We start from the raw sequence: 23,870 nt of genomic DNA, 5'->3' as shown, positions 1-23,870 counted from the left end.
GCGCCTCCTTACATATCCTTATCGTCAATATTATCGTCTTTATATTCTTCTTCTTCAAAGAAATCTTCTTCTTCAAATTCGTCTTTCTCGCTGCCTTCGGGTTCGTCCACAGTGCCTTCTTCGTCGTCGTACATCGGATCCTTGTCGTCATATATGTTCTTGCCTATGTCGTTGGGATCGATGCCGCGTGCCACGGCCTCTTCCTCGGATATTTCCTTGAGCGCAACTTCCTCGTTGTTTTTGTTCAGAACCTGGACGTTGAGTCCGAGAGACTGAAGCTCTCTGATAAGCACCTTGAACGACTCCGGAACGCCCGGCGTAGGTATATTCTGACCTTTAACGATCGCTTCAAACGTCTTTACACGCCCGATAACATCGTCTGATTTTACAGTCAGTATCTCCTGAAGTGTGTAAGCCGCTCCGTAAGCCTCGAGAGCCCATACCTCCATTTCGCCGAATCTCTGTCCGCCGAACTGTGCTTTTCCTCCGAGAGGCTGCTGTGTTATCAGTGAATACGGACCCGTCGAACGCGCGTGTATTTTATCATCGACAAGATGATGGAGCTTCAGGAAGTACATATATCCGACTGTGACGCGGCTGTCAAAGGGCTCGCCAGTGCGTCCGTCATAAAGCACGCTTTTTCCGTCTGTCGGAAGCCCTGCGTCGATCAGTGCCTGTTCAATATCCTTTTCGTTGGCTCCGTCAAACACCGGTGTCATAACCTTGATGCCAAGCTTATGGGCGGCGCGTCCGAGATGCACCTCAAGCACCTGTCCGATGTTCATTCGGGAAGGAACGCCCAGAGGATTTAAAACTATATCAAGCGGGGTGCCGTCCGGAAGGAACGGCATATCCTCCGGCGGAAGTATGCGGGAAATAACGCCCTTGTTTCCGTGACGGCCGGCCATTTTGTCACCGACAGAAATCTTTCTCTTTTGGGCGACATATACTTTTACTACTTTATTCACTCCGGGAGACATCTCCGTGTCTCCGTTTTCGCGTGAAAGAGTCCTGACATCCACTACGATTCCGCTCTCGCCATGCGGGAGCCTGAGAGATGTATCTCTGACTTCTCTGGCTTTTTCCCCGAATATGGCGCGGAGCAGTCTTTCTTCCGCGGTGAGCTCGGTCTCTCCTTTAGGAGTGACCTTTCCGACGAGTATGTCGCCTGCGTGAACCTCCGCGCCCTTGCGGATGATACCGTCGACGGTGAGGTCTTTTAACGCATCGTCGCCGACGCTGGGGATATCCTTTGTAATTTCTTCAGGTCCGAGCTTAGTGTCGCGGGCTTCATGCGAATATTCTTCTATATGGATCGAGGTATAAACATCCTCGCGGACAAGCCTTTCGTTGATAAGGACAGCATCCTCGTAGTTATATCCTTCCCATGTCATAAAGCCGATCAGGACGTTCTTACCTAGAGCAAGCTCGCCGTTGGATGTGGCGGCGCCGTCCGCGATGACCATGCCCTTTTCAACGCGGTCGTCCTTGTTTACTATCGGACGCTGATTGATGCATGTTCCCTGGTTTGTGCGTTTGAATTTGATAAGCCCATAGGTATCATGCCGTCCGTTGTCCGTGACAATGCTGATTTTGTTGGAGCTTACGCTTTCGACATATCCGCTTTCGCGGCAAAGCACGCAGACGCCGGAATCGACAGCGGCCTTGTATTCCATGCCGGTGCCGACAATCGGCGATTCGGTTACCATAAGAGGTACGGCCTGCTTCTGCATGTTCGAACCCATCAGGGCGCGTGAGTTATCGTCGTTTTCCAAAAATGGAATCAGTGCCGTCGCAACGGAAACCACCATTTTCGGAGATATATCCATGTAGTCTATCCGCTCCTGTTCAACTTCGAGAATTTCCTCGCGGAAACGGGCGGTGACTTTCTTGTTCTTAAATTTGTTTTCTTCGGTGAGCGGCTCGTTGGCCTGGGCGACAATGTATTCGTCCTCGACGTCGGCCGTCATGTATTCGATTTCGCTTGTGACCACTCCGGTCGCTTTGTTGACTTTGCGGTAAGGCGCCTCTATAAAGCCGAACTCACTGATCCGCGCATATGTCGACAAATACGAGATAAGACCGATATTCGGACCTTCAGGCGTCTCTATCGGACACATTCTGCCGTATTGTGTATAGTGAACGTCGCGTACCTCGAACGATGCGCGGTCACGCGAAAGACCTCCGGGGCCCAGCGCGGACAGACGGCGCTTATGTGTCAGCTCTGAAAGCGGATTGTTCTGGTCCATAAACTGAGACAGCGGAGAAGAACCGAAAAATTCTTTTATTGCCGAAACCACCGGTCTTATATTGATCAAAGCCTGTGGAGTAAGCGTTTCATTGTCCTGAATAGACATACGTTCCTTGACGATTTTATCCATTCTCGAAAAACCGATGCGCAGCTGATTCTGTAAAAGCTCTCCCACAGAACGGAGGCGGCGGTTTCCTAGGTGGTCTATGTCGTCTTCATTTCCTATACCATATGAAAGACAAATGAGATAGTTTATGGAAGCGTATATATCCTCGCGTGTTATATGTTTTGGAATAAGCTCGTCTCGGCGCTGTTTTATGAGAGAAATGACATCTTCTTCAGTCTCAGCTTCGTTCATTATTTCCAGAAGTATGCTGAGGCGGCCCATTTCTTTGATTCCGGTTTTTTCTTCTATCGGATATCCAAGGATTTTAGATATGTTGACCATGCCGTTCGAAAACACCTTGCGGACTTTTTCGCGCTTTTCACTGTCGGTATACACGAACACCTCGCATATTCCGGCATCTTGAATCTTTAAAGCTTTTTCACGGTCAAGAAGCGTATTCTTTTCAAATACGATCTCTCCCGTCAGCTTTGATACTGCGTCCTGAGCAAGCCTGAATCCGGAAATTCTGCGTGCCAAAGCGAGCTTTTTATTGAATTTATAGCGTCCGACCGCTGAAATGTCGTATCTCCTGGCATCAAAAAACAGATTGTTTATGAGTATCTCGGCGCTTTCAATCAGCGGAGGATCTCCCGGACGCAGACGTCGATATATTTCCTTGAGCGCCTCTTCGTAAGGCGTCGTCTTGTTGGCCTCGGCAGCGGCGGAAATCATATCTTTTTCTATTGTGTTTTTTATCTTTTCATCCTCGCCGAACATGGCGTATATATCGGAATCAGTGCTGAGACCGAGCGCGCGGATGAAGATTGTAACCGGCAATTTTCTGTTTTTATCTATGCGGACATAAAAGACGTCGTTTAAATCCGTCTCATATTCAAGCCATGCGCCGCGGTAAGGAATAACCGTGGCGGCAAATGTATTTTTTCCGATTTTGTCGGTGGACTTTTCATAATAGATACCAGGGGAACGCACAATCTGAGAAACAATGACTCTCTCTGCTCCGTTTATGACAAATGTGCCGTTGTCGGTCATGAGCGGGAAATCGCCCATGAATATTTCCTGTTCCTTTATTTCATCGGTGGCCTTTTTCGAAAGCCTGACCTTGACGCGAAGCGGCACGGCGTAGTTTACGTCGCGCTCTTTACATTCCTCTACCGGATATTTAGGTGTTCTTTCGATTCTGTAATCGACGAAATCAATAAAAAGATTGCCGGAATAATCGACTATCGGAGATACATCGCGCAGCACCTCCATAAGGCCTTCGTTAAGAAACCATTCGTAGGATCTCCGTTGAACCTCGATAAGGTTCGGCATTTCCAGTGTCTCGTTGATCTTGGAAAAGCTCATGCGCACGTTGTTGCCCAATTGGCAAGGTTTCATCATAAAACAACCACTCCATTCAAAATCAGTCTTTGAAAATTCCCGGTTCATATTCACAACTGTATTTTCTATGAAAACGCGTAAATTTTACATTTAGAATGCCGTATATTTACAAAAATGTTACAGTTTTTCTTTTTTGCGCGAATTAATATGCAGTTTATTATAATATCACAAAGAGGTTTATTTGTCAATAACTTTTTCGTATTTTCATAAATAAAAGCGAAATCTTGTCTCAAAAAATTTCTCCCCGCGGAAATATTCCCGCGGGGAGCTTCTCTTTTTTTATAATTTCAGCCGACTATACCGGATCTCTCAATTCCCTGGATAAGGAAATTCTGGCAGAAACAATAGAGTATAATAAGAGGAAATACTATCATGAGTCCGCATGTGCTTGTTATTGCGTTTTGATACGCCGCGGCATTAGGAAGCAGCTGAGATGCCTTTTCCAAAGTTTTCGGAACGCTCACAATGTGAGGCATCAAATAAAGTCCTTCTTTTGTAAAGAAGAAGCTTGTATAGAAGTTGTCCGACCACTGCCACGAAAACGCGAATAGGAATACTGTGACCATCATCGGTATGGAAAGAGGAATGATGATTTTCACAAAGGTTTTTATAACACCGGAGCCATCGACATACGCCGCTTCTTCAAGCTCATCAGGAACGCCTTTATAGAACTGACGCATAATAAATATATAAAGTCCGTTCTTAAACGCGAGTCCGCCGAAAGAGAGAATGGCGAGCGGCCAATATGTGTTGATGAGATTCACTGAATCAAACCTGAAGAATTTATCCTTGCCTATAGTATAAAACGATTCGAGATTAAATGTTTTATATATAAAGCTATAAATTCCGTAGATATCGAAATATCTGAACTTCATGAACATAGAAAGCTGAAGCGTCTGGTGAGGTACGATCATCGTGAAAACAACACATAAAAACAGGAACTTGTTGCCGCGGAATTTAAACTTCGAAAATCCGTATCCAACAACAGCACAGGTCAACATCTGCACGACTGCGCATAAAAGCGAAAGAATAGCCGTATTGGAAAGCGCTGTAAGATACTTATTTTCAGTAATGATGTACTTATAGGTGTCAAGTGTCGGATATTTTGAAATTAATTTTACGGTTACGTCCAGGAAGTCGTCCGGACTCATGATCGAACCGGCGATTTTTGTCACAAAGGGAAGGATTATAACGTAGGATATTCCAAGAAGGAGGACGAGTCTGAATATGACCCAGACGATATTTTTAAGAAAATACAGTGAGAATACACGAAGACGGAATCTTTCTCCGGCGCTGGTTTTTCCCTCGAAGTCAACCTTGATCTTCTTGTTTGCGTTCGCGTTTTTATTGATATTTAAATTTTTTCCGGAATGCTTGAGCTTTTCAGCTGTTTTTATATCGGTATTATTCATTTTTGTCTCCTCCTTTCTTAATCTTTGCGCTGGTAGAATACATACGCGCTCAGCAATGCCGCAACAACAGATATTATCAGCATTACGATCAGGAAGTACATCCAGCTCATTGCGGAAGATTTTACGTTACCGTCTGTCATTATGCCGACTTTCTGAATATATTGCATTACCGTGTTGTTCTGTGATGTGAACGCGTCAATTACCGTATAAACCGTGTTGACGAGTATCATCGGAGAAATCATCGGGAAGGTAATTTTCCAGAAGGTCTCCCACGCGGTGGCACCTTCCATTGTGCACGATTCGTAAATCGCGGGCGAAATGGACTGGAGCCCCGCAAGGAATATAAGCATCTGTACGCCGGAACGGTTTATAATGTTATATATGTTATTGACCATTTGAACGACATATTTAACAAGATCCTGTCCGACCTTCATGTTTTCAAATAAGGCACGAACATCCATCATCGATATGACCTGCGAAGCCTGGTTTTTCATCTGATCATCGCCTGTCTCAATACCGACTCCGGAGTCAATTGCCGTCCGCATGAGGTTGTCTGTATCAATTCTTTCAATTATACCGGTAGAAAGAATTACTGGAATGAAAAATACCGCTCTGAAAAAGGTACGTCCGACCATCTTCTGATTCAACAGGACTGCCATAAACAAAGAGAATATGACGATTGCCGGTATATCAAATATCAGCTGTTGTATGCCTGTCGTCAGAACCTGAACATAATTTGCGTCTTCCATCAAAGCGTATGTGTAGTTATCCCACCCCACATAGTCAAGGTCGAATCCGCCGCCGGAAAGGATTTCTATTTCATTAAAACTGTAATTGATTGAATCAAATACTATCGGGACATATACAAGCACGAAGATGAGAACGAAGGGTAGTACAAAAATCCAACCCATTCTCGCCTTTTTTTTATCGAGAGATTTGGTTTTGCGACGCTTTTTAACCTGTGTGTTCGGTATTTGTTTTACCGCTGCTCCGCTGTTCATAAGCTGCATACCACCCTTTCTATTTCACAAGATAACCGAGCGCTGGGATCTTTTCGCCGTTTATCTCAACCTCATAGTTATTATAATTGAGGATGAATTTGACACCGTTCGAATAGGTCACCTGAACAACTCTGTAATCGATAAGTCCATGCGCTTCTATGGTTGCTGTTCTCACTTTTGACAGGACATCATTCAGTTCTTTATACGTCGATATGACGTCATCTTTCCAAATTGAGTACTGTACGGAGTAATAACGGCTGTAATCCGAATTTCTAAGTGTGGCTGTGTTGTCATATGACATAACAAAGTATGGGTCAGCACCGTTCTCAATCAGCTTGAGAAAATTGTATTTATAATCGCCGGCAAGGTTTATTGCAGTTCCGGAAAATTCTTTATAACCATGGAGTACGATTCCTATGAACGGAACATTTTCGCTTTCATAGTTTCTGTTGCTGCTGTCAAGCGGAACACCAAGAATGTGAGTTGCGTACGGTATGGTATATGCGTTTCCGCCGCTTACAACAACCTCTTTGCCATCAGCAACAGCATTTTTAAGAAAATCAATAATCAATTCCTTTGAATCCTCGCGGTTAAGCGGAGCTTCATCGTTATTGTCAGAATTAAGGGCCTGACCCATTGTTTCAAAGGATATGCCTTTAATTCCATAGGAATTGAATTTATCTTTAATCTTAGAATAGAACGACAGTATTACATTTGAGGAGATCAGCGGAGGACCCGCATTAAAGTAAGCCTGAGCTGCAGGGAAATAGTATTTTTGGCGCGCAAATCTGCCTTCTACAGTCTGAGCTGCATCCTGACGCATGTTGAATCCGTCAAAAGTCTCTCTCCAATGAACATAAAGATAATCAAAATCAGGGAATAAACCTATATTGTTTGCTTCCGCAAATTCGTTCAGCGCTTTAAGCCCGTTTTCACCGCCAAGAACGCTATCAACAGAAAGCTTGCAGGGAGGAGTATTATAAAGTCCGCCGTTGTACCATCCTATATACTTCAGATTCAGATTCTTTATTCCTGCGTCCATAAGCTCCTGAAGTATTGTCTGGGCTTGATCAAAGGTTGTAAGAGGTTTTTTTACGTTTACAGGCATTCCGACTTTCTTTTCGATAGCGTCGATATCTCCCATTGTTTCGATATAAAGCGGAATATCTCCTGTGTTTTCAAGCTTTGAAAGCTCTCCATTGCCGATAAGGTAATCTCGGTATGCTTTTGCCATTCCGACATATGTGGCATCCTTATCATACAGCATTTTGAATTTGATAGTGTAGTTTCCTACATATCTGCGTTTGCACTGTACTGTATAGGTTGCGGTGCCGCCTGAAACGGTAAGTCCTGACAGCGGATATGAGTCTGTCTGTCTCGGAAACACCTTCATGAACATTGTCTGATATGGATTGACGGAGCCCCCGCCGTTGTATTGAAGTCTTGAAAGGCTCTCGCCTTCGGTGATTATTCCGACATAGCCGTGAGTGACGGTGTCCTTTTCAGTAACTGTCTTTTCTACAGTCTCCATGACAGGAGAGCCGTTTTCATCTACCATCGGATTTCCGTCGCTGTCTTTTTTCTGAACCTGTTCGCTTACTTTTTTGACATATGAAAATTCAGAGTTTCTTACTATTCCGAATACCGGCAGTCTCCAAATTTCCATGTTTCCGCCGTAAGCGGTTCCAAACGTTTCATCGTGGAATGCGCTGTCGTTGCCGTAGAGCTGAGCGGCAACAGTAACATTTGCGTCTGCGACATCCTCGAATCTTATTATCGCTCCGCTTCCGTCAGGCACAAAGCCGTATCCTGTTTCGCTGATATTGCCGCAGCCGAAATACGGAAGTATATCGATATTGTTCAACGAATATGTCGCGGCGTCAAACTGTATTCCGCGCGCAGGCATCGTGACTGTAAACCCGCCGTCAGAATCTATCTTATACTCAAGCGCCATTTTGAAAACAGGAGGCGACGCGTTTCCGAGAACGTATTCGGTTTCCGCGTGATCTGCCATCATGTCTTCAAGAGTATAATCCGTATATTTTTTTATGAAACCTTCCAGTGTGTTGATTTCATTTTGGTTAACATCCGAAGATATAACATATACTGGGAATTTCTCAGTAATAGGCAGTGACGCAATCATTTCCTTGCGCTGCTTATCATTCAAATTTGGATCTTTTGGATCTTTTATTATATAGAACGCTGCTACTTTTCCCTTGACAAAACTATCTGTTATTTTATCAATAATTTGCGTTTCAAAGCGCTCCTTCGATATTCTTCTCGGAACGATTTGCCTTTTTGATGTCGAACCGATAGTATATTCAACCCTGATTCCGCCCTTTATCATCTTGAGCGCAATCTGATTCTTCAGAGCTGCATCCGTATAGCTGGACAAATCATACGTCGTGTTTGTTGAAAGCGTAGTATAGTTCAGCAATATCTGAGACAGGATCTTCTGTTTAACGGTCTCGGATCCGTATGTTTTTTCGCTTCCGACATCGTATGGATTAGTAAAAAGAATCTGACCGGTCGTTGTATTCCTGACCGCTACTTCACCGGTTTCATTCTGATAATAAAACTCGGTTCCGTTGGCGGAATATACCATTGTCATCGTCGCAAGCTTTTCTTCAGGATTCGCATACGATGTTGTGATATAATTAATTTTCTCTTTTTCATCATCTGCCGCAGATACCGGTTGTACAGACAGAGAAGAGAGAGTTCCCGCCAACATAAAAGTGGTCAGCAGAATTGAAATCGTTTGCTTGATTTTCATAATTTGCTCCTTTCTTAATTCTGTTACAGTTACATTCGGTATGAGAGCTCGACATAAATGTTATAAAAGAACTGGAAGAGCTTCGCGAGAAGTCCTGAGAAAAGAACTCCGACGAACATGATAAACGCCATTCCAACAAGTGTGCCGAGAGATGTAAGGATATTCTTTGATAGTGAATAATCGTGTGTCACCATCATTCCGAAGAATAACAGGAATCCCATCCATATATATGCTATCTGTACGAAGAGATTGACAAGCGATGCTTCTTCAATAGTTATGACATTTGTCAAAAGAGTCGCCGGTATGATCATTAACGGCAGCGGCAGCATTGAATATGCCGTGGCGATACATATATCTTTGAAGCTTCCTTCGCCGTCAAATAAAGTCGTAAGACACCAGTTGGCAAGTGACCAAAGGAAATACGGTGTTAAAACAGAAAGAATTTCGCCGAAGAAGTTAATTCCCTGATTGTAAGGACTGAAAATAAATGCCTTTCCAAGCCCCTGGTATATAAATGCAACTACGGTAAAAGCAATAATGAAAATAGCACCTTTTAAATTACCGCGTTTTTCATGCTTTAAATCCCAGAATCCGTCGAAAGGATGGAAAATCACATGGAATCCGTAAAGCACGGCTTCTTTCAGTGTTCTCTTTTCCTTCATTACCTGACCGGCTTTATTAACCTTGTTAGCATATTTAAAGAATTTTGATAACAACAGCACTACTAAAATTATAACCGCCGGTATAATGAGTATATATTTTTCTATCCATTGTTTCCGAATATTTTTGAAGGAATCGGAACATTTCTGAACCGAGTAAGTAACCTCATAATATTCGAATGCTTCCTGATATTTTCCTTCTCTGTAAAGCGAATCGCCGATTCCGATGTAAGCCTGATCAAAGTTCGCGTTTCTCTGAAGCAGTTCCTTCCAGTAGTCTACAGCAGAATTATAGTTTCTCTCTGTATTGTTTTGGAGAGCAGCTGCTATGAAATCACCGTAATCTGTACGTTTATATACTGTAATAGAGTCCGTCGTCTTATCCATTGCAAGAAGATCGGTCCCTTTGTAGCATATAGACGAAACGCTTTGAAGCTGACCTATCTGAGTTCCCTTTTCACCGAAAACGAACAGAAGCTTTCCATCGTGGTCATAGGTGTATATCTTCTGACGATTCGAGTCGACAATACTCCACATCCCGTCAGGGCCGAGAGCAACATCGATGATGCTTGAGACACCCGCAGATTGTCCGTTCGTGTTTGCGAAAAACCAAAGCAGCTCGCCCGCCGGCGGGTAAAATCCGGAACGGGTCATTACATCGTCACCCTTCGGATTTAACATTTTCACCGGCATATATGTTCCTGCTTTAGATTTGCCTTCTATTGCGCTGATCAAAGCTCCTTCATCTACAGTATTTGTTGTTACATAAATAAAGCCGCTTTGATCTATGGTAATATTGTTATATTCTGTAGGAACAACGCTTTTCTGGTTGGCTTTCTGTTCCTTTGTCTGAATCATCATCCAGAATATTTCCCACGCGTTAAGAGAGGCTGTCTGTGCTCCGAGAAATCCCGTGAATACTCCGTCTGAATTCAATGCTATTACACCATAATGGGTATTTGCACCTATTACATACATTCTATCCGCATGGTCAACCGCGAGAGCGACAGGCTTGTATATATGGTTTTCCGGAAAAACATCACCCTTCGGTTCCTCGAAAATACGTACAAATTTTCCGGTGTTGCGTTCAAAAACAACGATCCTGTAATTGTCCGTATCCGCAACATAAATATACTTCTCATTTACGAATATTCCTGACGGCGTTGTCAGCTCATCGAGTACTCCTTCGCTGTTGACAAATGTGTCGAGAAACATAAACGGTTTGTAGTTACCGTCGCATATTACGATTCTGTTATTTTTTGCGTCGGCGATATATACATTTCCAGTATCATCGATGAACATATCAGTCGGATCATTGAGCGGAGTGACCAGACCCATAAATTTAGAATCAATTACACGATCCGGAACATATGCGTGCGGGCTTTCAAGCATCCATCTTTCCAAATCATATGTATATGAAGTATATGGTACTATTGCCGCAGCGGCGACGGAAAATGCCGTTGCCAGGCATAAAGCAATTATAAGGATTCTAGCAAATTTTTTCATCATATCCTCCTTAATCCTTCATGCCCGATGTGGACATTGTTTCTATAATATTACTTTGTGATACTACGAATACTATAATTGGCACCGACATCATTACGACTGTGGACGCGGCTCCTGCGCCGGCGCGGACGATACCTCCGCTTATGATCTGTCCGATTGCGTATCCGAAGCTCTTGAGCTGTTCGCTATGAATGTAAAGCGATGCGCCCTGGTTCCACAATCCCTGGAACGAAAATATTATCAGGGTGAGCCACGCAGGCTTTACCATTGGCATCGCTATTGTCCACAGAACTCTCATTTCGCTTGCGCCGTCAAGACGCGCGGATTCCAGCACGCTGTCGGGAACGCTTGTTTCCATAAACTGCTTCATCAGGTATAGGCCGAGGGTAGACGCAAAAGCGGGAACGACGATTGCGAGATATGTATCAACCCATCCGAGAAGGCTCATTGTGATAAAGTTGGTGATTGCGGTAACGGTCGCGTTGAACATTAGTGAGTATACTATAATATCGAAGAAAAACTTTCTTCCTGGGAATTTTATTTTTGCAAGCGCATAAGCCGCAAAAGATGATAACATTACGTTTCCGAATGTTCCGATTACAGATGTAAACACAGTGTTAAATATATATCTCGAAAACGGAACCTGCGAAGCTGACATCAGCTTAAAGAGATCTGAAAAATTCTTTCCGGTAGGATTTACTACATAGAGCCGGGGAGGGAATATCCAAAGCTCGTCAAGAGGTTTGAGCGATTGAAGTATTGTATAAAGCATCGGAAGAAACATGAACGCGCCGAATATCAGCAGTATAATATTGATTCCGACATCCCCGCTGAAAGAGCGGTTCATGGCATGGTTTGATTTTCTGATTCTCAGCTTACTCATGATCAGGTACCTACCTTTGACAGCAATTTTCTGACGACGGCGTTGCTTCCGATCATCAATATGAACAGCAGAACCGCTATCGCGGAAGCGTATCCCATTTCAAAACGCAAATTGCCGTAGTCTTCAAGATGATGCATCATGGTATGCGCGCAGTAATCCGGGCTTGGGAAGCCGCAAAGACCTGTTATGATGCCTCCGAAACTGAAAGAACCGGTTATGGCGAGAATTGCGCCGAACATCATTTGAGGGCGCATATAGGGCAGAGTCACGAACCAAAGCTCCTGCCATCTGTTCTTCACGCCGTCCACGGCGGCAGCTTCGTAAAGGCTTCTGTCGACTATCTGGAAACCGGCGATAAAGGCAAGGAACGATGTGCCTAAGCTTATCCAAAGAGCGACAACGATTACGAGGGGTATTATCCATTTAGGATCGGCGAAAAATGCTATCGGCTTTGTGATTACACCATATTTCATAAGAGTACCGTTTACCAGACCATGTTGGTCTGTGGTAAACAGAATCGTAAAAATCAGATATACATTTCCGGAAATACTCGGAGCGTAGAATATCAGCGTTACGATTGATCTTATTCTGGGAGTAAGCTCATTGATGAACCAGGCAAACATCAACGAAAGGAAATAAGATAAAGGCCCGGTTATCGCAGCGAAGAAAAATGTGTTTTTTACTGAAAGCAGAAATATGTCATCGTCGAGCAGAAGTCTTATGTAGTTGTCCATAAAGACGAACTTCGGCGGTTCGAGCATATTGAATATTGTAAAGCTGAAAAACAAAGATAAAATAACCGGCAGCACAGTGAAAATGAAGAACAGGATGAAGAATGGAGCAAGTAAAAAGTAAGCTACCTTATTTACTCTCATTTCTCGAAGCGTCCATTGAAAATTCGTCATTTCGCCGCGTGTCTTGGGCTTTTTTGTCTGTACGGCATTGTTGTCCGACATGAAAATTCTCTCCTTACTTTATTATTTTTGGGCTGTTTGCCATGTTGTGGGATCGTCAAGCGTCGGAAGATTGAATTCTTCCCGCTTTCTCGAAAGTTCTTTGTTCATGTCTTCAATGTAATTGAGAAGCGTTTCAATCGGAACCGTATTATCGTTATAAACTTTAAGGAAAGCAAATTGAACGTCTCTGGAAATAATATAGCCGCCCGGCATTTCAGGCGTTGAGGTCAGATGTTTGAAGCCTTCTTCAAGGTTCTTTCTGTCTGCGCTGGGCCAGGGCTGTTTGTAAAGAGCGTTAAGGTTCGCGGTTGGATGACGCCCGGAAGGTCCCAGAAGAGCGAGAAGCTCGTTTCCGTATCTTCCCTGAGCCTGTTCACCCGTCCACCATTTCATGAATGTCCACGCGCTTTCAACGTCTTTGCATCCGCGCATCATCATAACCGCGGAAACGCCGCTGTTCACAGAATGATTGACTTGCCCGGATGCGTCAGGAGTACCGGGGATAAGAGTGAATTCCCAAAGTCCGCGTATTTCGGGAGCAAATATTGTAAGAAGGCTGTATGTAGTGTAATCCGCTATACCGATTGGCATTTCACCCGAGCGGAAACGGTTGGCGAAATCATAATCCTTCGGGAAATTATACATTGTTATAAATTCGCACATCTGCTTGAAGCTGTCGAGAGCGACGTTGCTGTCAAGATTTATCTGCATACCGTATGTAAGCGGGTTGTCGTTCACAGCAGGCTTATACAATGGTTCGTTCTTCTGATACATGAAAAGCAATGTGCCGGCCAAAGAGTTTGGCATACCGAACTGAAGGTTGTTGTTCTGGAGCGCGGGTATTATCGCGTATACATCGTCCCATGTCTCCGGAACCTCTATACCAATCTTCGCCAATATATCCATTCTGTAGAATAGCATCGAAAAGCTTTGGGTTTCGGGAAGTCCGTATGATTTACCGTAAAGAGTAAGCGGGATGAGCGCCGACGGATCATAACGTTCCGCTACTATCTGATCATAGTCAGAGAAAATTTCTCGGTTCTTTGCCATCGTATCAAGCTCGGCATCAGTATAGGTCTTACCTTCCTCCGGTTCATATGCCGCGGGGTTGATACCCATAACTGCCGAACGTATCGCATAGTTAATAATGTCTCCGGATCCCTGAGAAAGAGCAATGTCAGGACCTGTTCCGGAAAGCGTGGCGGGAAGAAGAGTGCCTCCGGCGACCAGCTTCAAATCTATCTTTATATTATAGGCGCTCATAAAATCATCATTAATCATGCTTCTGACTATCTGAGTCTGGTCACGGCCTGAGAAGATCCATGTTTCTACTGTGGGAAGATCTTTTCCTGTTCCGTTGTCTTTTGCTCCCAGCGAGTTGTAATCAGCAAAGAAGCTCATTATAAAGGAAGAGAATTCATGAGCAAACGCCTGCCAGAAGTTTGCGTTCGCTTGCGGAAGCTTCGAACCGGCCGGAGTGAATTCGATATAATCTAAAAGAAGCGGCTGATTCTTCGTGTTCATTATCCACGTACCAAGGCTTCCGATATAATCCTTGAAAGTGGAAAAATTCTTTGCAATCTGATAATCGCTGTTCATTCTGCTCAAAAGGAACGCGGTATTGTCGAGAATGACAGAATTTTCGCCTTTGCTTCCTATTATCGCCTCAAGTTCATCGGATATCTTATAGAAAAGCTTTGAATATGTTTGAAGCCCCATAAACACTTCGGGGAGCTGTTCGTCGAATTTATATGTTCTGTAAATATCCGGCGTGGGACCAGTCAGCATCAATATCTTGAGATAATAGTTGTTGAGAGTTGTCATCGCGACTTCGACCTGATGGAGGATATCGGCCATATCACCGAGAACGACCTCCATTTCAATCATATGATCCTTGCCGGCTTCAAGATAAAATTCGTATTCGGTTTCGCCGTTTCCGAGTGTCTGAACACTCCAATCGTCATTATAATTGAATTTGCATTTCTTGGCTTCTGCGAAAGGTACTTCGCCGTCTATTTTTATTTTTCTGGAGACATAAAGACCGGATGAAAAGTTTTGTAAATAACGCAAAGCTATTCTGTAATAGCCCGTTTCGGGAACCGTGAAGCTCCATCTTACCCAATCTCCGACTGTTTGCCATTTATCCCCGCCTATCGTGTTAAGGCAGACAAGGGACGGATCCTGCGGTTCCGTAATGGCAGAGGTTCTGTCGTTTAAGGGATAGATGATTTGCGCGGAGGAGGCATCCGGATGTTCGGCCTGAATTCTTACCGGTTCGGCATCCGCTGTCTTCGCGCCTTTTGCGTCGTATTTTGATTTGTATTCGGAGTAGGAAATTGTATCCTCAGCCGGCTGTAGAGTGATCGACTTGATGATGATCGGCTCTTTAACTTCGCCGAGTGTGAGAGTGTGATCTCCCGCGGATATGTAGAATTCGAACGGCTCAAGATAATAACCGGTGGACTCGATGAAGTCCATGGTGCGCCATTCCGGTGATTCCGTTTTCGTCGGACGCAGCTCGTTGCCGTACATATCCAGCTCAAAGCCGCGTGACGTTCCTTCTCCTTCGAGATATTTGTCCTTCCAAACGCCGCTTAACGATAGATAGCGTGACTCTTTGAAAGGATATTTCCCATCAATGAGCAGCGCGCGCTCTATCGTTGTGGATCTTCCGGGATAAGGATAATATTCAATGGTAATCTTGTACATGCCTTCCGTCTGCATGTTGAAATTGAAGGTGACATCGCCTTCCTCGGGCACAAGCACGGATCCGTTGCTGCCATCGACATCGCTTGGGTTCACGGTAACCTTCGCGGTCGTCTCGGATGCGTTGTAATCACTGCCCTTGATAGTTACTTTTGAGGTACCGCGGGCGATATTGCTGTATCGCGCCGAGTACTCGTCATAAGTGATCGCGGACAAAAGCTCTTTAATCTGTTCGAGCTTTGTAGCTTTATCCGTATCGGAAGTTTCAGCTGCGGACACATTTACACCGAGCGCGCTCATGAACATAAGGCATGCAATGAACGCGGCCAGTGTCCTTGACAGGACTCTTTTCATTCGGGTTTCCTCCTAAGAATTTGCATTTGCGCGTAAGTTTTAGCTCCGGCCGTCTTATCGGACGGAGAAAAGGCTTAATAATACAACGGCACAGCATGACAAATGAGCAAAAACCGCTCTAACAGACACACTGACCGATTTTTATATACGGTTATAATAGCATATTCAGCTTTTTTTGTCAAGCACGACCATATTGTGGTCATGGTTTTGTCACATGGAATTCAAAACGGAATTGAATTATGAACTTTATGACCGATTTTTTACAATCTCAATTATTCGATATATCATTATGCACAAATCTGTAATATAAATTATGCATTTGAAATCCGTAAATAAATATTATATTATTATATCGGCGTTATTGAGAATAGAATCGAAGCAGTTATAAATTATCATAATTACGATTTGTGAATGATAATATTTATATTTTAATTACTTTTCCGCTGCGGTTATTTTTGATTTTTATAATTTGATACACTTACAACAAAGCCATTTGTAGATTATGCACAAATTTCATATTGTATTTTCTACATTATACACAATTACGAAAACAGCTTTATACATAAGATAAAACATCCATTCAAGGATTGTTTCGGAATATGATCATAATTATGTCTTTTACCATGCGCGAGCAGCTTGTCCTGAACACAAAACAGACATGTCGAAACTATATAAGGGTGATAATATCAGCTTTATACGAGCACGCTTATCGCTCCGCTCCTTACGACGTCGAGTATCCCATAACTTTCGAAAGACCTGACCACAGAATCAAGCTTCGTGCCATCCCCGGTGGCTTCTATAATCAGGCTTTCATCGCCAAGACCGACTATTTTGCATTTCAGTATATCCGCAAGCTGTAAAAGAACCGTGCGTTCCGAAACGCCGCATTTCACCTTCAGCAGCATGAATTCGCGGGTGACGTGCGGCAGATTATCCGTGCAGTACACTTCGATAACCTCCATTATGCGTCCCAGCTGATTGATCAGCAGCGATATTTCAGCATCTGTGCCATCCATGGTTATCGTGAGATGGTATATATCCGGATTTTCCGTCACTCCGGTCACAAGGCTGTCGATATTATATCCCCTTCTTGTAAAAAGGCCGGATATCCGGGATACGACGCCGGGCTTGTTATCTACCTTCGCAACAATTGTGTGCTTCATCTCATAAACCAGTCTTCCTGTATTTCATATTTTAATATGCACGATCGAAGCTGACGGAAAGCCGAATGCTTCTCTGCATATATTTTCAAATCCGCTGATTACGCCCGCCGGAATATACTTTATTCCGTATGACGCGCAAAGAAACGACATATCCGGAAAAAACCTTTCCGGGAAAAGCTCGGAAGAGCCGGGATAAAGCTTTCTATTGTATTTCTCCACAAGCTCAAGGGACGAATTGTCGAACAGAAATATTTTCAAAGGTGAATTTCTCTGCTTCAGCGTCCCCAGCTCCTGTATGCACATCTGAAACGATCCGTCGCCGGTGATAAGAACGACCGGTCTCTGACGGATATCATTTCTCATTGCTTCATATACGCCGATCGCCGCCGGAAGCCCGAAGCCCATCGTACCCAATCCTCCGGAAGAAATAAAGCTGCGCGGAGACATAGGTGTAAATTCCCGCGCGGCGATAAGCTGGTGTTCTCCGACATCGGTGATAATAACGGCATCTCCGGCCACGTTCATTAGCTTCCGCATATAAGCGGTCATTTTGTTTTCTTCTTCATCTGTTTCTTCGTAAGCATCTGAAGTCTGCCGCTTTTTTGACAGCTTTTCACTCCAATGACCCCAGGCCGAACGCTTTTCCTCCGAAAACTCCGCCGATTCGAGGAATTCAAAGAAATCCCGCGCGTCCGACACTACCGGACATATCGAAAACACATTTTTATTCAGCTCCGCCGCATCTATATCTGCGTGTATCACAATCTTATTGTCTGTAAATCTCTCCGGATCTGGGCATGTTCTGTCCGAAAACCTGCATCCCACGGCAAGCACGAGATCCGCCTTTGCCAGCGCCATGTTCGCATCTGTATCTCCGTGTATCCCTGCCATTCCAAGCAAAAGCGGCGAAATTCCGCAGTACGCGGACTTTCCCATCATTGTGTACGTCACGGGAATTGCGTTTATGTCCGAAAAACGCTTCATTGCGTCAGATCCTCCCGCGGACACAACTCCGCCGCCGCAAAGAATTATCGGACGGAAACATCCGTTCATAAGGCTGACGACACGGTCTTTCATATCCGGGAGCGCGTTTTTATATGTTCTTTTGTGCGGAAGTACCGGATGCGGCTCTCCGCGCGATTCAGAACCGAGAATATCTTTAGGAATGTCTATCAGCACAGGTCCGGGACGTCCGGAGGTTGCTATCGTATATGCCTCGTCCAAAACCGTAGGAAGCATATCCGGGCTTTTCAATAAAAAATTATGCTTTGTGACAGGTATTGTTATCCCGGTTATATCCGACTCCTGGAAGGCATCATGACCGACGCTGGCGCGGTCAACCTGTCCGGTAATGGCGATGAGAGGAACGGAATCAAGCATTGCATCGCAAAGCCCCGTCACCAGATTTGCCGCACCCGGACCGGAGGTCGCTATACATACTCCCACGCGTCCGCTCGCCTTCGCGTATCCGGCGGCGGCATGCACGGCGCCCTGTTCATGGCGTACTGTGACACCTGATATGCCGCCTTCGCTCCTCATTGCCCGATATAACTCTATCACGGCGTTCCCCGGATAATCAAAAACTGTGTCTATTCCTTTTTCGTGAAAAAACCGAATTATATATTCAGCGCAGTTTATCATGTTTCTACCATTTTATAATATATTGATTTTTTAATGCGGCAGTAAATAATTATTAACCCGGAAATTAGTAATGTCCGATTAATAACTTTTGTGAGATTGCCATTTAATCATACGGTTAAAGCAGAATATCCGTATATCTTTCCACTTTATTGACAAGCTTTCTCAGCGTACGCGGTCCGGTTCTTTCAAGGCCGGGACGTGATTCGTATTCATCGCAATAATCACATCTCTGAAATGTAAATATTAACTCAAGCGGCAGCAAAGGCTTATACAGTTTTATTTTACCTGTGAGCGCAAGGGATCTTTTTGCGCAGTTCCGAATAATGCTTCTCGCTTCATCGGCGGGAAGGCTTCTGGCTTTGTTCCTGCCGGTAGCCTGCTTGACCGCCGCGCATTCGATATCTCCGAAAAACCTGCGCGCTTCTTCGCACACCGCCGTGTCTCCGCTGAGCATGACAAACGGTACTCCGTATGCTGCGGCGAATATCGCTCCCTGTGCTATCTCTCCGCTCGGGCGCCCGTTTACGGAATAATCAAACCACTTTTTACTGTTCTGAGTATGGTCGAGAAACGCATTCTGGGTTCCTGCCATCGCATGCGCACCGATCTCTATAAACGCATCTATTTTGCCGTTTCTGACGGCGTTTTCCCATTCCGGATATTTAAGCAGTACCGCCCTGCCGTCCAAAGTGTCTGGAATAAAGTTGTTTCCGCCTCCATGCCCGTCAATGACATAAATCGTTTCGGCACCAGCCTCGCAAAGTCCCTCTATCGCCGCGTTAATATCGGCCATAAGATTTTCGCAGGCGATCAGATAACCCGGATTTTCTGCCGGAATCATATCTATGCTGTCTACATTTGTGATCCCCTCGAGATCGGTCATTACAAGTACGTTCATCGTCCGATTGTCTCCTTAAGCTTTATTCTGTATTCAAAAACATCGCACTCAAAGTATTTACCGCCGTCGTCCAGCCCGCCCCTTTCGCCGTAACGCGAAAGATAAAGGCAGAATTCACCTGTTTCAACGTCTTCCCTCAGGGAGAAATTAGAGAACTGAACCATATCCGTGCTGTCGTACCCGGGAAAATAATCATCTATATCGGATTTTGTCTCTTTTATCAGGCCGCAGGTATTTTCATCGAGCTGCGCGATGCAAAGCGGACGTCTCGGCCAGTTGCCGTCCGGCAGGGTCGGAGATATATTGCCGAACCAATAGAGCTTTCCCGTGCGTGAATGCCGCAGAATTCTTGAAAAAGTCGACGGTGACCAAAAAGGCGCAGCGTCTGAATATGTCATCGCTCTGACAGAATCCCAGGTCTCTCCGTTGTCTTCAGACACGGAGATCCACCTTCTTCCCGCAACCGACGGAGTTGACGAGCCGCGCATTTCGAGCAAAAGCCTTCCGTCAGAAAGAGAAACCATCCACGGTTCCATTAATCCGCGTGACGAGACCGACAAAGGCACGGCGACCCTCGATGCTTCGCGCCATTTGTATGCTGCGCTTTTTCTGTCATAAACGCCCTTCATCACCGCGACACCCGTCACAGTTTCGCCGTCAAGGATCGTATTGACGCAGCCGCTTGTTATGACATTGCCGTTTGTATCCGTCACCGCGCTGTAACCGGAATACATTTGGTTCTTTGTCAGGAATTCGGGATCGAGCCGGTTTTCAGGATCATAATCAGCGCCCGGCTCGTATTTGAGTATATGCAGACCGAAAAAGCTTTTTCCTCCGTCGCGGCTGTATTCACAGAAGCTGTGATCAAAATAGCCGTCTTGTGTATACAATGCTTTTTCAGCATCGCCGATAAAAATCCTTCTCAGTGTAAAACGCAATAAAAGCCCGGATTCGGGTGCGAAAAGCCGGCATATTTCGTGAGTCACCATGGATGTATTTTTCCATTCCTCATTTAGCGTTTCATCTGTACACCACTCTGAAAAAGTACATCCGTTGTCACCGGAGAAGCGTGTTTTTGGCAACAAATAATTGTCGGAGGAGCTCTGTGTGCGCAGTATTTCGCCTATTTCCGCTCCTCTGCCTGAAACATCGGGAGAAATCACATAATGGGTCAATACACTGCCTGTATTTTCGCACGGATACGGTATGTATCTTTCGCGCCTTATGTCAGCAAGCGGTGTGGAATAGTATGACAAGTTATAAATCATTGCAGCAACTCTTCCTTTTAACATAACACAGTTTTTTGGGGGAGACAACTCGAAATCAACACAGGTTTGAATTTTATTCAAGCGTAATTGCGGTAAAAAAATTTAATAATGCTTTAACCGCGCGGATTAAGTGAAATATGTATTTCGTTTACAGCCGAAGCTATCTGCCTGACATAGTCCTGATCATTAAATGTTATTCCTCCGAGCTCGGTCATTATTACAAGGACATACGGTGCTTTTTCGTCAAGTACGACAGCGGCGTCATGAAACACCGGATTTGCCGAGTCCCGGCCGTATTTATGAAGCGCCGGCGTCGGAGCCACCGCCTGACATATGATTGTCCTGAGCGAGGCACGCAAAAGGCATCCGGAATAAAAATCCGCGTATTCCGCTCCTGAATTTACATATCTGTAAATATCCTTGAAATATCTTCCCATATTTCTCGCTGTCGAATACCAGAAAGCGCCCTTCTTTGCCAGCGTGACATTGAGAGACGCAGAATAATTATAAAACTCATCATAACCGAATCTGTTTCTGAGAGCCGCAAAAGCTATGTTGTCGCTCTCTGCGATCGAAAGCTCGGCAAGCTCATAATATGTATACCGCGCTCCGTCTTCGGCGTTTCTTATAACGCCCGAGCCTCCGAGGTAATCTGAGACTTTGTTATATACATATATATCTGACAAGTCGTAAATCCCGCTTTCGGGCAGAAATGTTTTCACTCCCGATTCCGCATCCACCGAGCACACGGCATACCGCTCTGTTGTTTGCAGCATATTTAAAATATACGGCGCTTTTATAAGGCTTGCGGAGAACATCTCGCTGTCAGCGTTGTATTCCATCGTTTCGCCGGTCACCAGATTTTCATAATACAGCGAAACCTGAGCAATGTCTCCGTTGTCATTTTTGGGAGGATTTGACAGGAGCGATACGAGCTTATTTGCCGCCCCATTCTGGATGCTTAATATATCCTCGTAAAGCTTCAGCTTTACGGAATCGTCGCTGACTTTTTCTTTTAGTTTATTAACCTGTGAATTGATGCTGTTAAGCTCTCCGCGCACGGTCAGGATCTTCTGGTCGCTGACGGTGAGCTCTGATTCGAGCCGGTACTTTTCATTTTCAAGCGATGTTATTTTATTTTCATATTCCTTTATGGTTCCTGAATATTTGGACGCGTTTTCTCCCGCCTGAGCTTTGAGTTCTTCTATTTCATCGGCTTTTTCAGCTATGCTTGTTCTTAAGGCTTTCGACTTTTCTTCCGCTTCGGCAATCTGAGCGGAAAGCAATATGTTTTTTTCATTTATCGCGTCAAATTCTTTATCAGTTTCTTCTCCGGCCTTTTTATTACTGAAATTTAATACAAGTGAAAAACAAAGCGCGGCCGCGCAGGCAAACAAAAGCACTGACAGTATTGTTATGGCAGTTTTGCCGTTATTACCATCGCCGCTTTTCATCTCCGAACATCTCCTTTTGAGTTGTGAATAACGCAAAAACTGTCAGTTCTTCTTCAGAAACTCAAAATACTCCTCGCACACTTCGTTGAGGCAGTATTTGCTCCTAACCGCCGGAGCTCTTTCCATCCATAGTCCGTTCGTGAAATCCGGTACGGCGACAGGGTGTCCGCCCATTGCAATAGAATTTTCCGATAATATGCTTACGGCCATCCATGACGCGGTATCATATGTATCTATCGGTGTGTCCGTTCCGGACTGAACCGCCTCGATGAATGCGCGAAGCACGAGATAATCCATTCCCCCGTGCCCTGCTTTAACTCCGTCTACGCGGTATTGCATCCAAAGCGGATGCTCGTATCTGTCGTAATAATCGGTCAAATGCTCCCAGACCTCTTCCTTCGGACTCATGCCGTCTATAAATATGCCGTAGTTTTTATCCTCCATGTATATGCCCTTAGTACCTTGAAGGCGGTTTGCCCTCGAATAAGGACGCGGCAGGCTTGTGCCGTGCTCAAGCATGATCGTCTCTCCGCGCGAGCATTTAATAATTGTTGTTACTATATCTCCCTGGGTAAATTTCTTCCCTTGTACGGGATGCTCCGCCGGAAGCTTTTCTTTTACATAGCTCTGTATTCCTGTGCTTTTGGATGCTATGGAAACGAGCGAAAGCATTCTGTTGCCGCGATTGATATCAAGCCACTTTGAGATCGGTCCAAGCTCATGAGTCGGATACAGCTCGGCGTTTCTATTGCTGAAATTGCGGAGCCTGTAATGCCTGTTTTCCTGCCCGTGGGTAACTTCATAGCGAAGATCGTGCTGATACGCGCCGGAGGCATGGACAAGCTCTCCGAAAAGTTCATTTTTAACCATGTTGAGTACGGTCATTTCTTCACGTCCGTAACAGCAATTTTCAAGCAGCATGCAAGGAATGCCGGTTCTTTCATATGTCTTGACCAGCTCCCAGCAGGAATCGAGCGAATACGCTCCGCCGACCTCTGTCGCGGCGTATATTCCGGCGTTCATAGCGTCAATACAGATCCCGATATGGCTGCGCCATGACGACGGCGTCACGATCGCCTTAAGCCCGGGTATCTCAAGCACACGCCTGTAATCCGTGGTGCAAAAAGGCGAATATCCCCGTTGTTGTTCCACGAGTGCCCTCCCGGCCTCGGCCCGATCCTCGTAAAGGTCGCACACTCCGACGATATCTACATCGTCCATTAAAAGCAGAAGCGATAATTCGCCGTAGCCTCTGTTTCCGAGACCTATTACGGCAACCTTTGTCTTTTGTGCAGTATCCATATTAATAATACTCCATATTATATATAAAATTACGAAAATGAGCTTTTTTTCATATGTTGGCTTAATAATTTCTGTCACAATAACAGAAGCAGAGCTGTCAATCAGCAAATTTTTGCTTTCGCGTTAAATAATCTTA

The 23,870-nt window shown here is 44.8% G+C and carries 14 protein-coding genes; all 14 read right to left on the bottom strand.

What is annotated here, in order from left to right; genetic code table 11:
• Positions 1-8: 8 nt before the first annotated feature.
• Positions 9-3,758, bottom strand: coding sequence for a DNA-directed RNA polymerase subunit beta (locus VB118_09190; GenBank protein MEA4832770.1), 3,750 nt, complete (start codon positions 3,756-3,758; stop codon positions 9-11).
• A gap of 287 nt (positions 3,759-4,045) precedes the next feature.
• Complete coding sequence (locus tag VB118_09185; GenBank protein ID MEA4832769.1) at positions 4,046-5,170, bottom strand: carbohydrate ABC transporter permease; 1,125 nt, start codon at positions 5,168-5,170, stop codon at positions 4,046-4,048.
• A gap of 17 nt (positions 5,171-5,187) precedes the next feature.
• Complete coding sequence (locus tag VB118_09180) at positions 5,188-6,180, bottom strand: sugar ABC transporter permease (GenBank protein MEA4832768.1); 993 nt, start codon at positions 6,178-6,180, stop codon at positions 5,188-5,190.
• A gap of 10 nt (positions 6,181-6,190) precedes the next feature.
• Positions 6,191-8,944: a DUF5696 domain-containing protein gene (locus VB118_09175; GenBank protein MEA4832767.1), complete on the bottom strand. Its 2,754-nt coding sequence runs from the start codon at positions 8,942-8,944 to the stop codon at positions 6,191-6,193.
• Positions 8,945-8,973: 29 nt separating this feature from the next.
• Positions 8,974-11,112: a YIP1 family protein gene (locus VB118_09170; GenBank protein ID MEA4832766.1), complete on the bottom strand. Its 2,139-nt coding sequence runs from the start codon at positions 11,110-11,112 to the stop codon at positions 8,974-8,976.
• 7 nt (positions 11,113-11,119) lie between these two features.
• Positions 11,120-11,992, bottom strand: coding sequence for a carbohydrate ABC transporter permease (locus tag VB118_09165; GenBank protein ID MEA4832765.1), 873 nt, complete (start codon positions 11,990-11,992; stop codon positions 11,120-11,122).
• Between the two features lie 2 nt (positions 11,993-11,994).
• Complete coding sequence (locus tag VB118_09160) at positions 11,995-12,948, bottom strand: sugar ABC transporter permease (protein ID MEA4832764.1); 954 nt, start codon at positions 12,946-12,948, stop codon at positions 11,995-11,997.
• 21 nt (positions 12,949-12,969) lie between these two features.
• On the bottom strand, positions 12,970-16,008 hold the full coding sequence (locus tag VB118_09155; GenBank protein MEA4832763.1) for an extracellular solute-binding protein: 3,039 nt from the start codon (positions 16,006-16,008) through the stop codon (positions 12,970-12,972).
• Positions 16,009-16,700: 692 nt separating this feature from the next.
• Complete coding sequence (ilvN, locus tag VB118_09150; GenBank protein ID MEA4832762.1) at positions 16,701-17,171, bottom strand: acetolactate synthase small subunit; 471 nt, start codon at positions 17,169-17,171, stop codon at positions 16,701-16,703.
• 24 nt (positions 17,172-17,195) lie between these two features.
• The gene (locus VB118_09145) at positions 17,196-18,812 is read right to left on the bottom strand and encodes a thiamine pyrophosphate-binding protein (GenBank protein MEA4832761.1); all 1,617 of its coding nucleotides are present in this window, start codon (positions 18,810-18,812) and stop codon (positions 17,196-17,198) included.
• 115 nt (positions 18,813-18,927) lie between these two features.
• Positions 18,928-19,710: a M55 family metallopeptidase gene (locus tag VB118_09140; GenBank protein MEA4832760.1), complete on the bottom strand. Its 783-nt coding sequence runs from the start codon at positions 19,708-19,710 to the stop codon at positions 18,928-18,930.
• Complete coding sequence (locus VB118_09135) at positions 19,707-20,978, bottom strand: sialidase family protein (protein ID MEA4832759.1); 1,272 nt, start codon at positions 20,976-20,978, stop codon at positions 19,707-19,709. Before VB118_09135 ends, VB118_09140 begins: the two co-directional genes overlap by 4 nt.
• A 113-nt stretch (positions 20,979-21,091) precedes the next feature.
• Positions 21,092-22,432 carry a serine hydrolase gene (locus tag VB118_09130; protein MEA4832758.1) on the bottom strand — a complete coding sequence of 447 codons (1,341 nt, stop codon included), beginning with the start codon at positions 22,430-22,432 and terminating at the stop codon, positions 21,092-21,094.
• 42 nt (positions 22,433-22,474) lie between these two features.
• Positions 22,475-23,734, bottom strand: a complete 1,260-nt coding sequence (locus VB118_09125) for a gfo/Idh/MocA family oxidoreductase (protein MEA4832757.1) — start codon at positions 23,732-23,734, stop codon at positions 22,475-22,477.
• Positions 23,735-23,870: the final 136 nt, after the last annotated feature.

The sequence above is a fragment of the Oscillospiraceae bacterium genome (assembly GCA_034925865.1).
GTDB lineage: Bacteria > Bacillota > Clostridia > Oscillospirales > SIG627 > SIG704.
Note: the sequence above shows the minus strand (reverse complement) of the source record. Positions and strands in the feature narration are given on the sequence as shown.

What these genes read in the sequence shown, in the direction of transcription:
- VB118_09170 (MEA4832766.1), bottom strand. Translation starts at nt 11,112, where the DNA reads ATGATGAAAAAATTTGCTAGAATCCTTATAATTGCTTTATGCCTGGCA.
- VB118_09145 (MEA4832761.1), bottom strand. Translation starts at nt 18,812, where the DNA reads ATGATAAACTGCGCTGAATATATAATTCGGTTTTTTCACGAAAAAGGA.
- VB118_09165 (MEA4832765.1), bottom strand. Translation starts at nt 11,992, where the DNA reads ATGAGTAAGCTGAGAATCAGAAAATCAAACCATGCCATGAACCGCTCT.
- VB118_09180 (MEA4832768.1), bottom strand. Translation starts at nt 6,180, where the DNA reads ATGCAGCTTATGAACAGCGGAGCAGCGGTAAAACAAATACCGAACACA.
- VB118_09175 (MEA4832767.1), bottom strand. Translation starts at nt 8,944, where the DNA reads ATGAAAATCAAGCAAACGATTTCAATTCTGCTGACCACTTTTATGTTG.
- VB118_09125 (MEA4832757.1), bottom strand. Translation starts at nt 23,734, where the DNA reads ATGGATACTGCACAAAAGACAAAGGTTGCCGTAATAGGTCTCGGAAAC.
- VB118_09160 (MEA4832764.1), bottom strand. Translation starts at nt 12,948, where the DNA reads ATGTCGGACAACAATGCCGTACAGACAAAAAAGCCCAAGACACGCGGC.
- VB118_09135 (MEA4832759.1), bottom strand. Translation starts at nt 20,978, where the DNA reads ATGATTTATAACTTGTCATACTATTCCACACCGCTTGCTGACATAAGG.
- VB118_09155 (MEA4832763.1), bottom strand. Translation starts at nt 16,008, where the DNA reads ATGAAAAGAGTCCTGTCAAGGACACTGGCCGCGTTCATTGCATGCCTT.
- ilvN (MEA4832762.1), bottom strand. Translation starts at nt 17,171, where the DNA reads ATGAAGCACACAATTGTTGCGAAGGTAGATAACAAGCCCGGCGTCGTA.
- VB118_09185 (MEA4832769.1), bottom strand. Translation starts at nt 5,170, where the DNA reads ATGAATAATACCGATATAAAAACAGCTGAAAAGCTCAAGCATTCCGGA.
- VB118_09130 (MEA4832758.1), bottom strand. Translation starts at nt 22,432, where the DNA reads ATGAAAAGCGGCGATGGTAATAACGGCAAAACTGCCATAACAATACTG.
- VB118_09140 (MEA4832760.1), bottom strand. Translation starts at nt 19,710, where the DNA reads ATGAACGTACTTGTAATGACCGATCTCGAGGGGATCACAAATGTAGAC.
- VB118_09190 (MEA4832770.1), bottom strand. Translation starts at nt 3,758, where the DNA reads ATGATGAAACCTTGCCAATTGGGCAACAACGTGCGCATGAGCTTTTCC.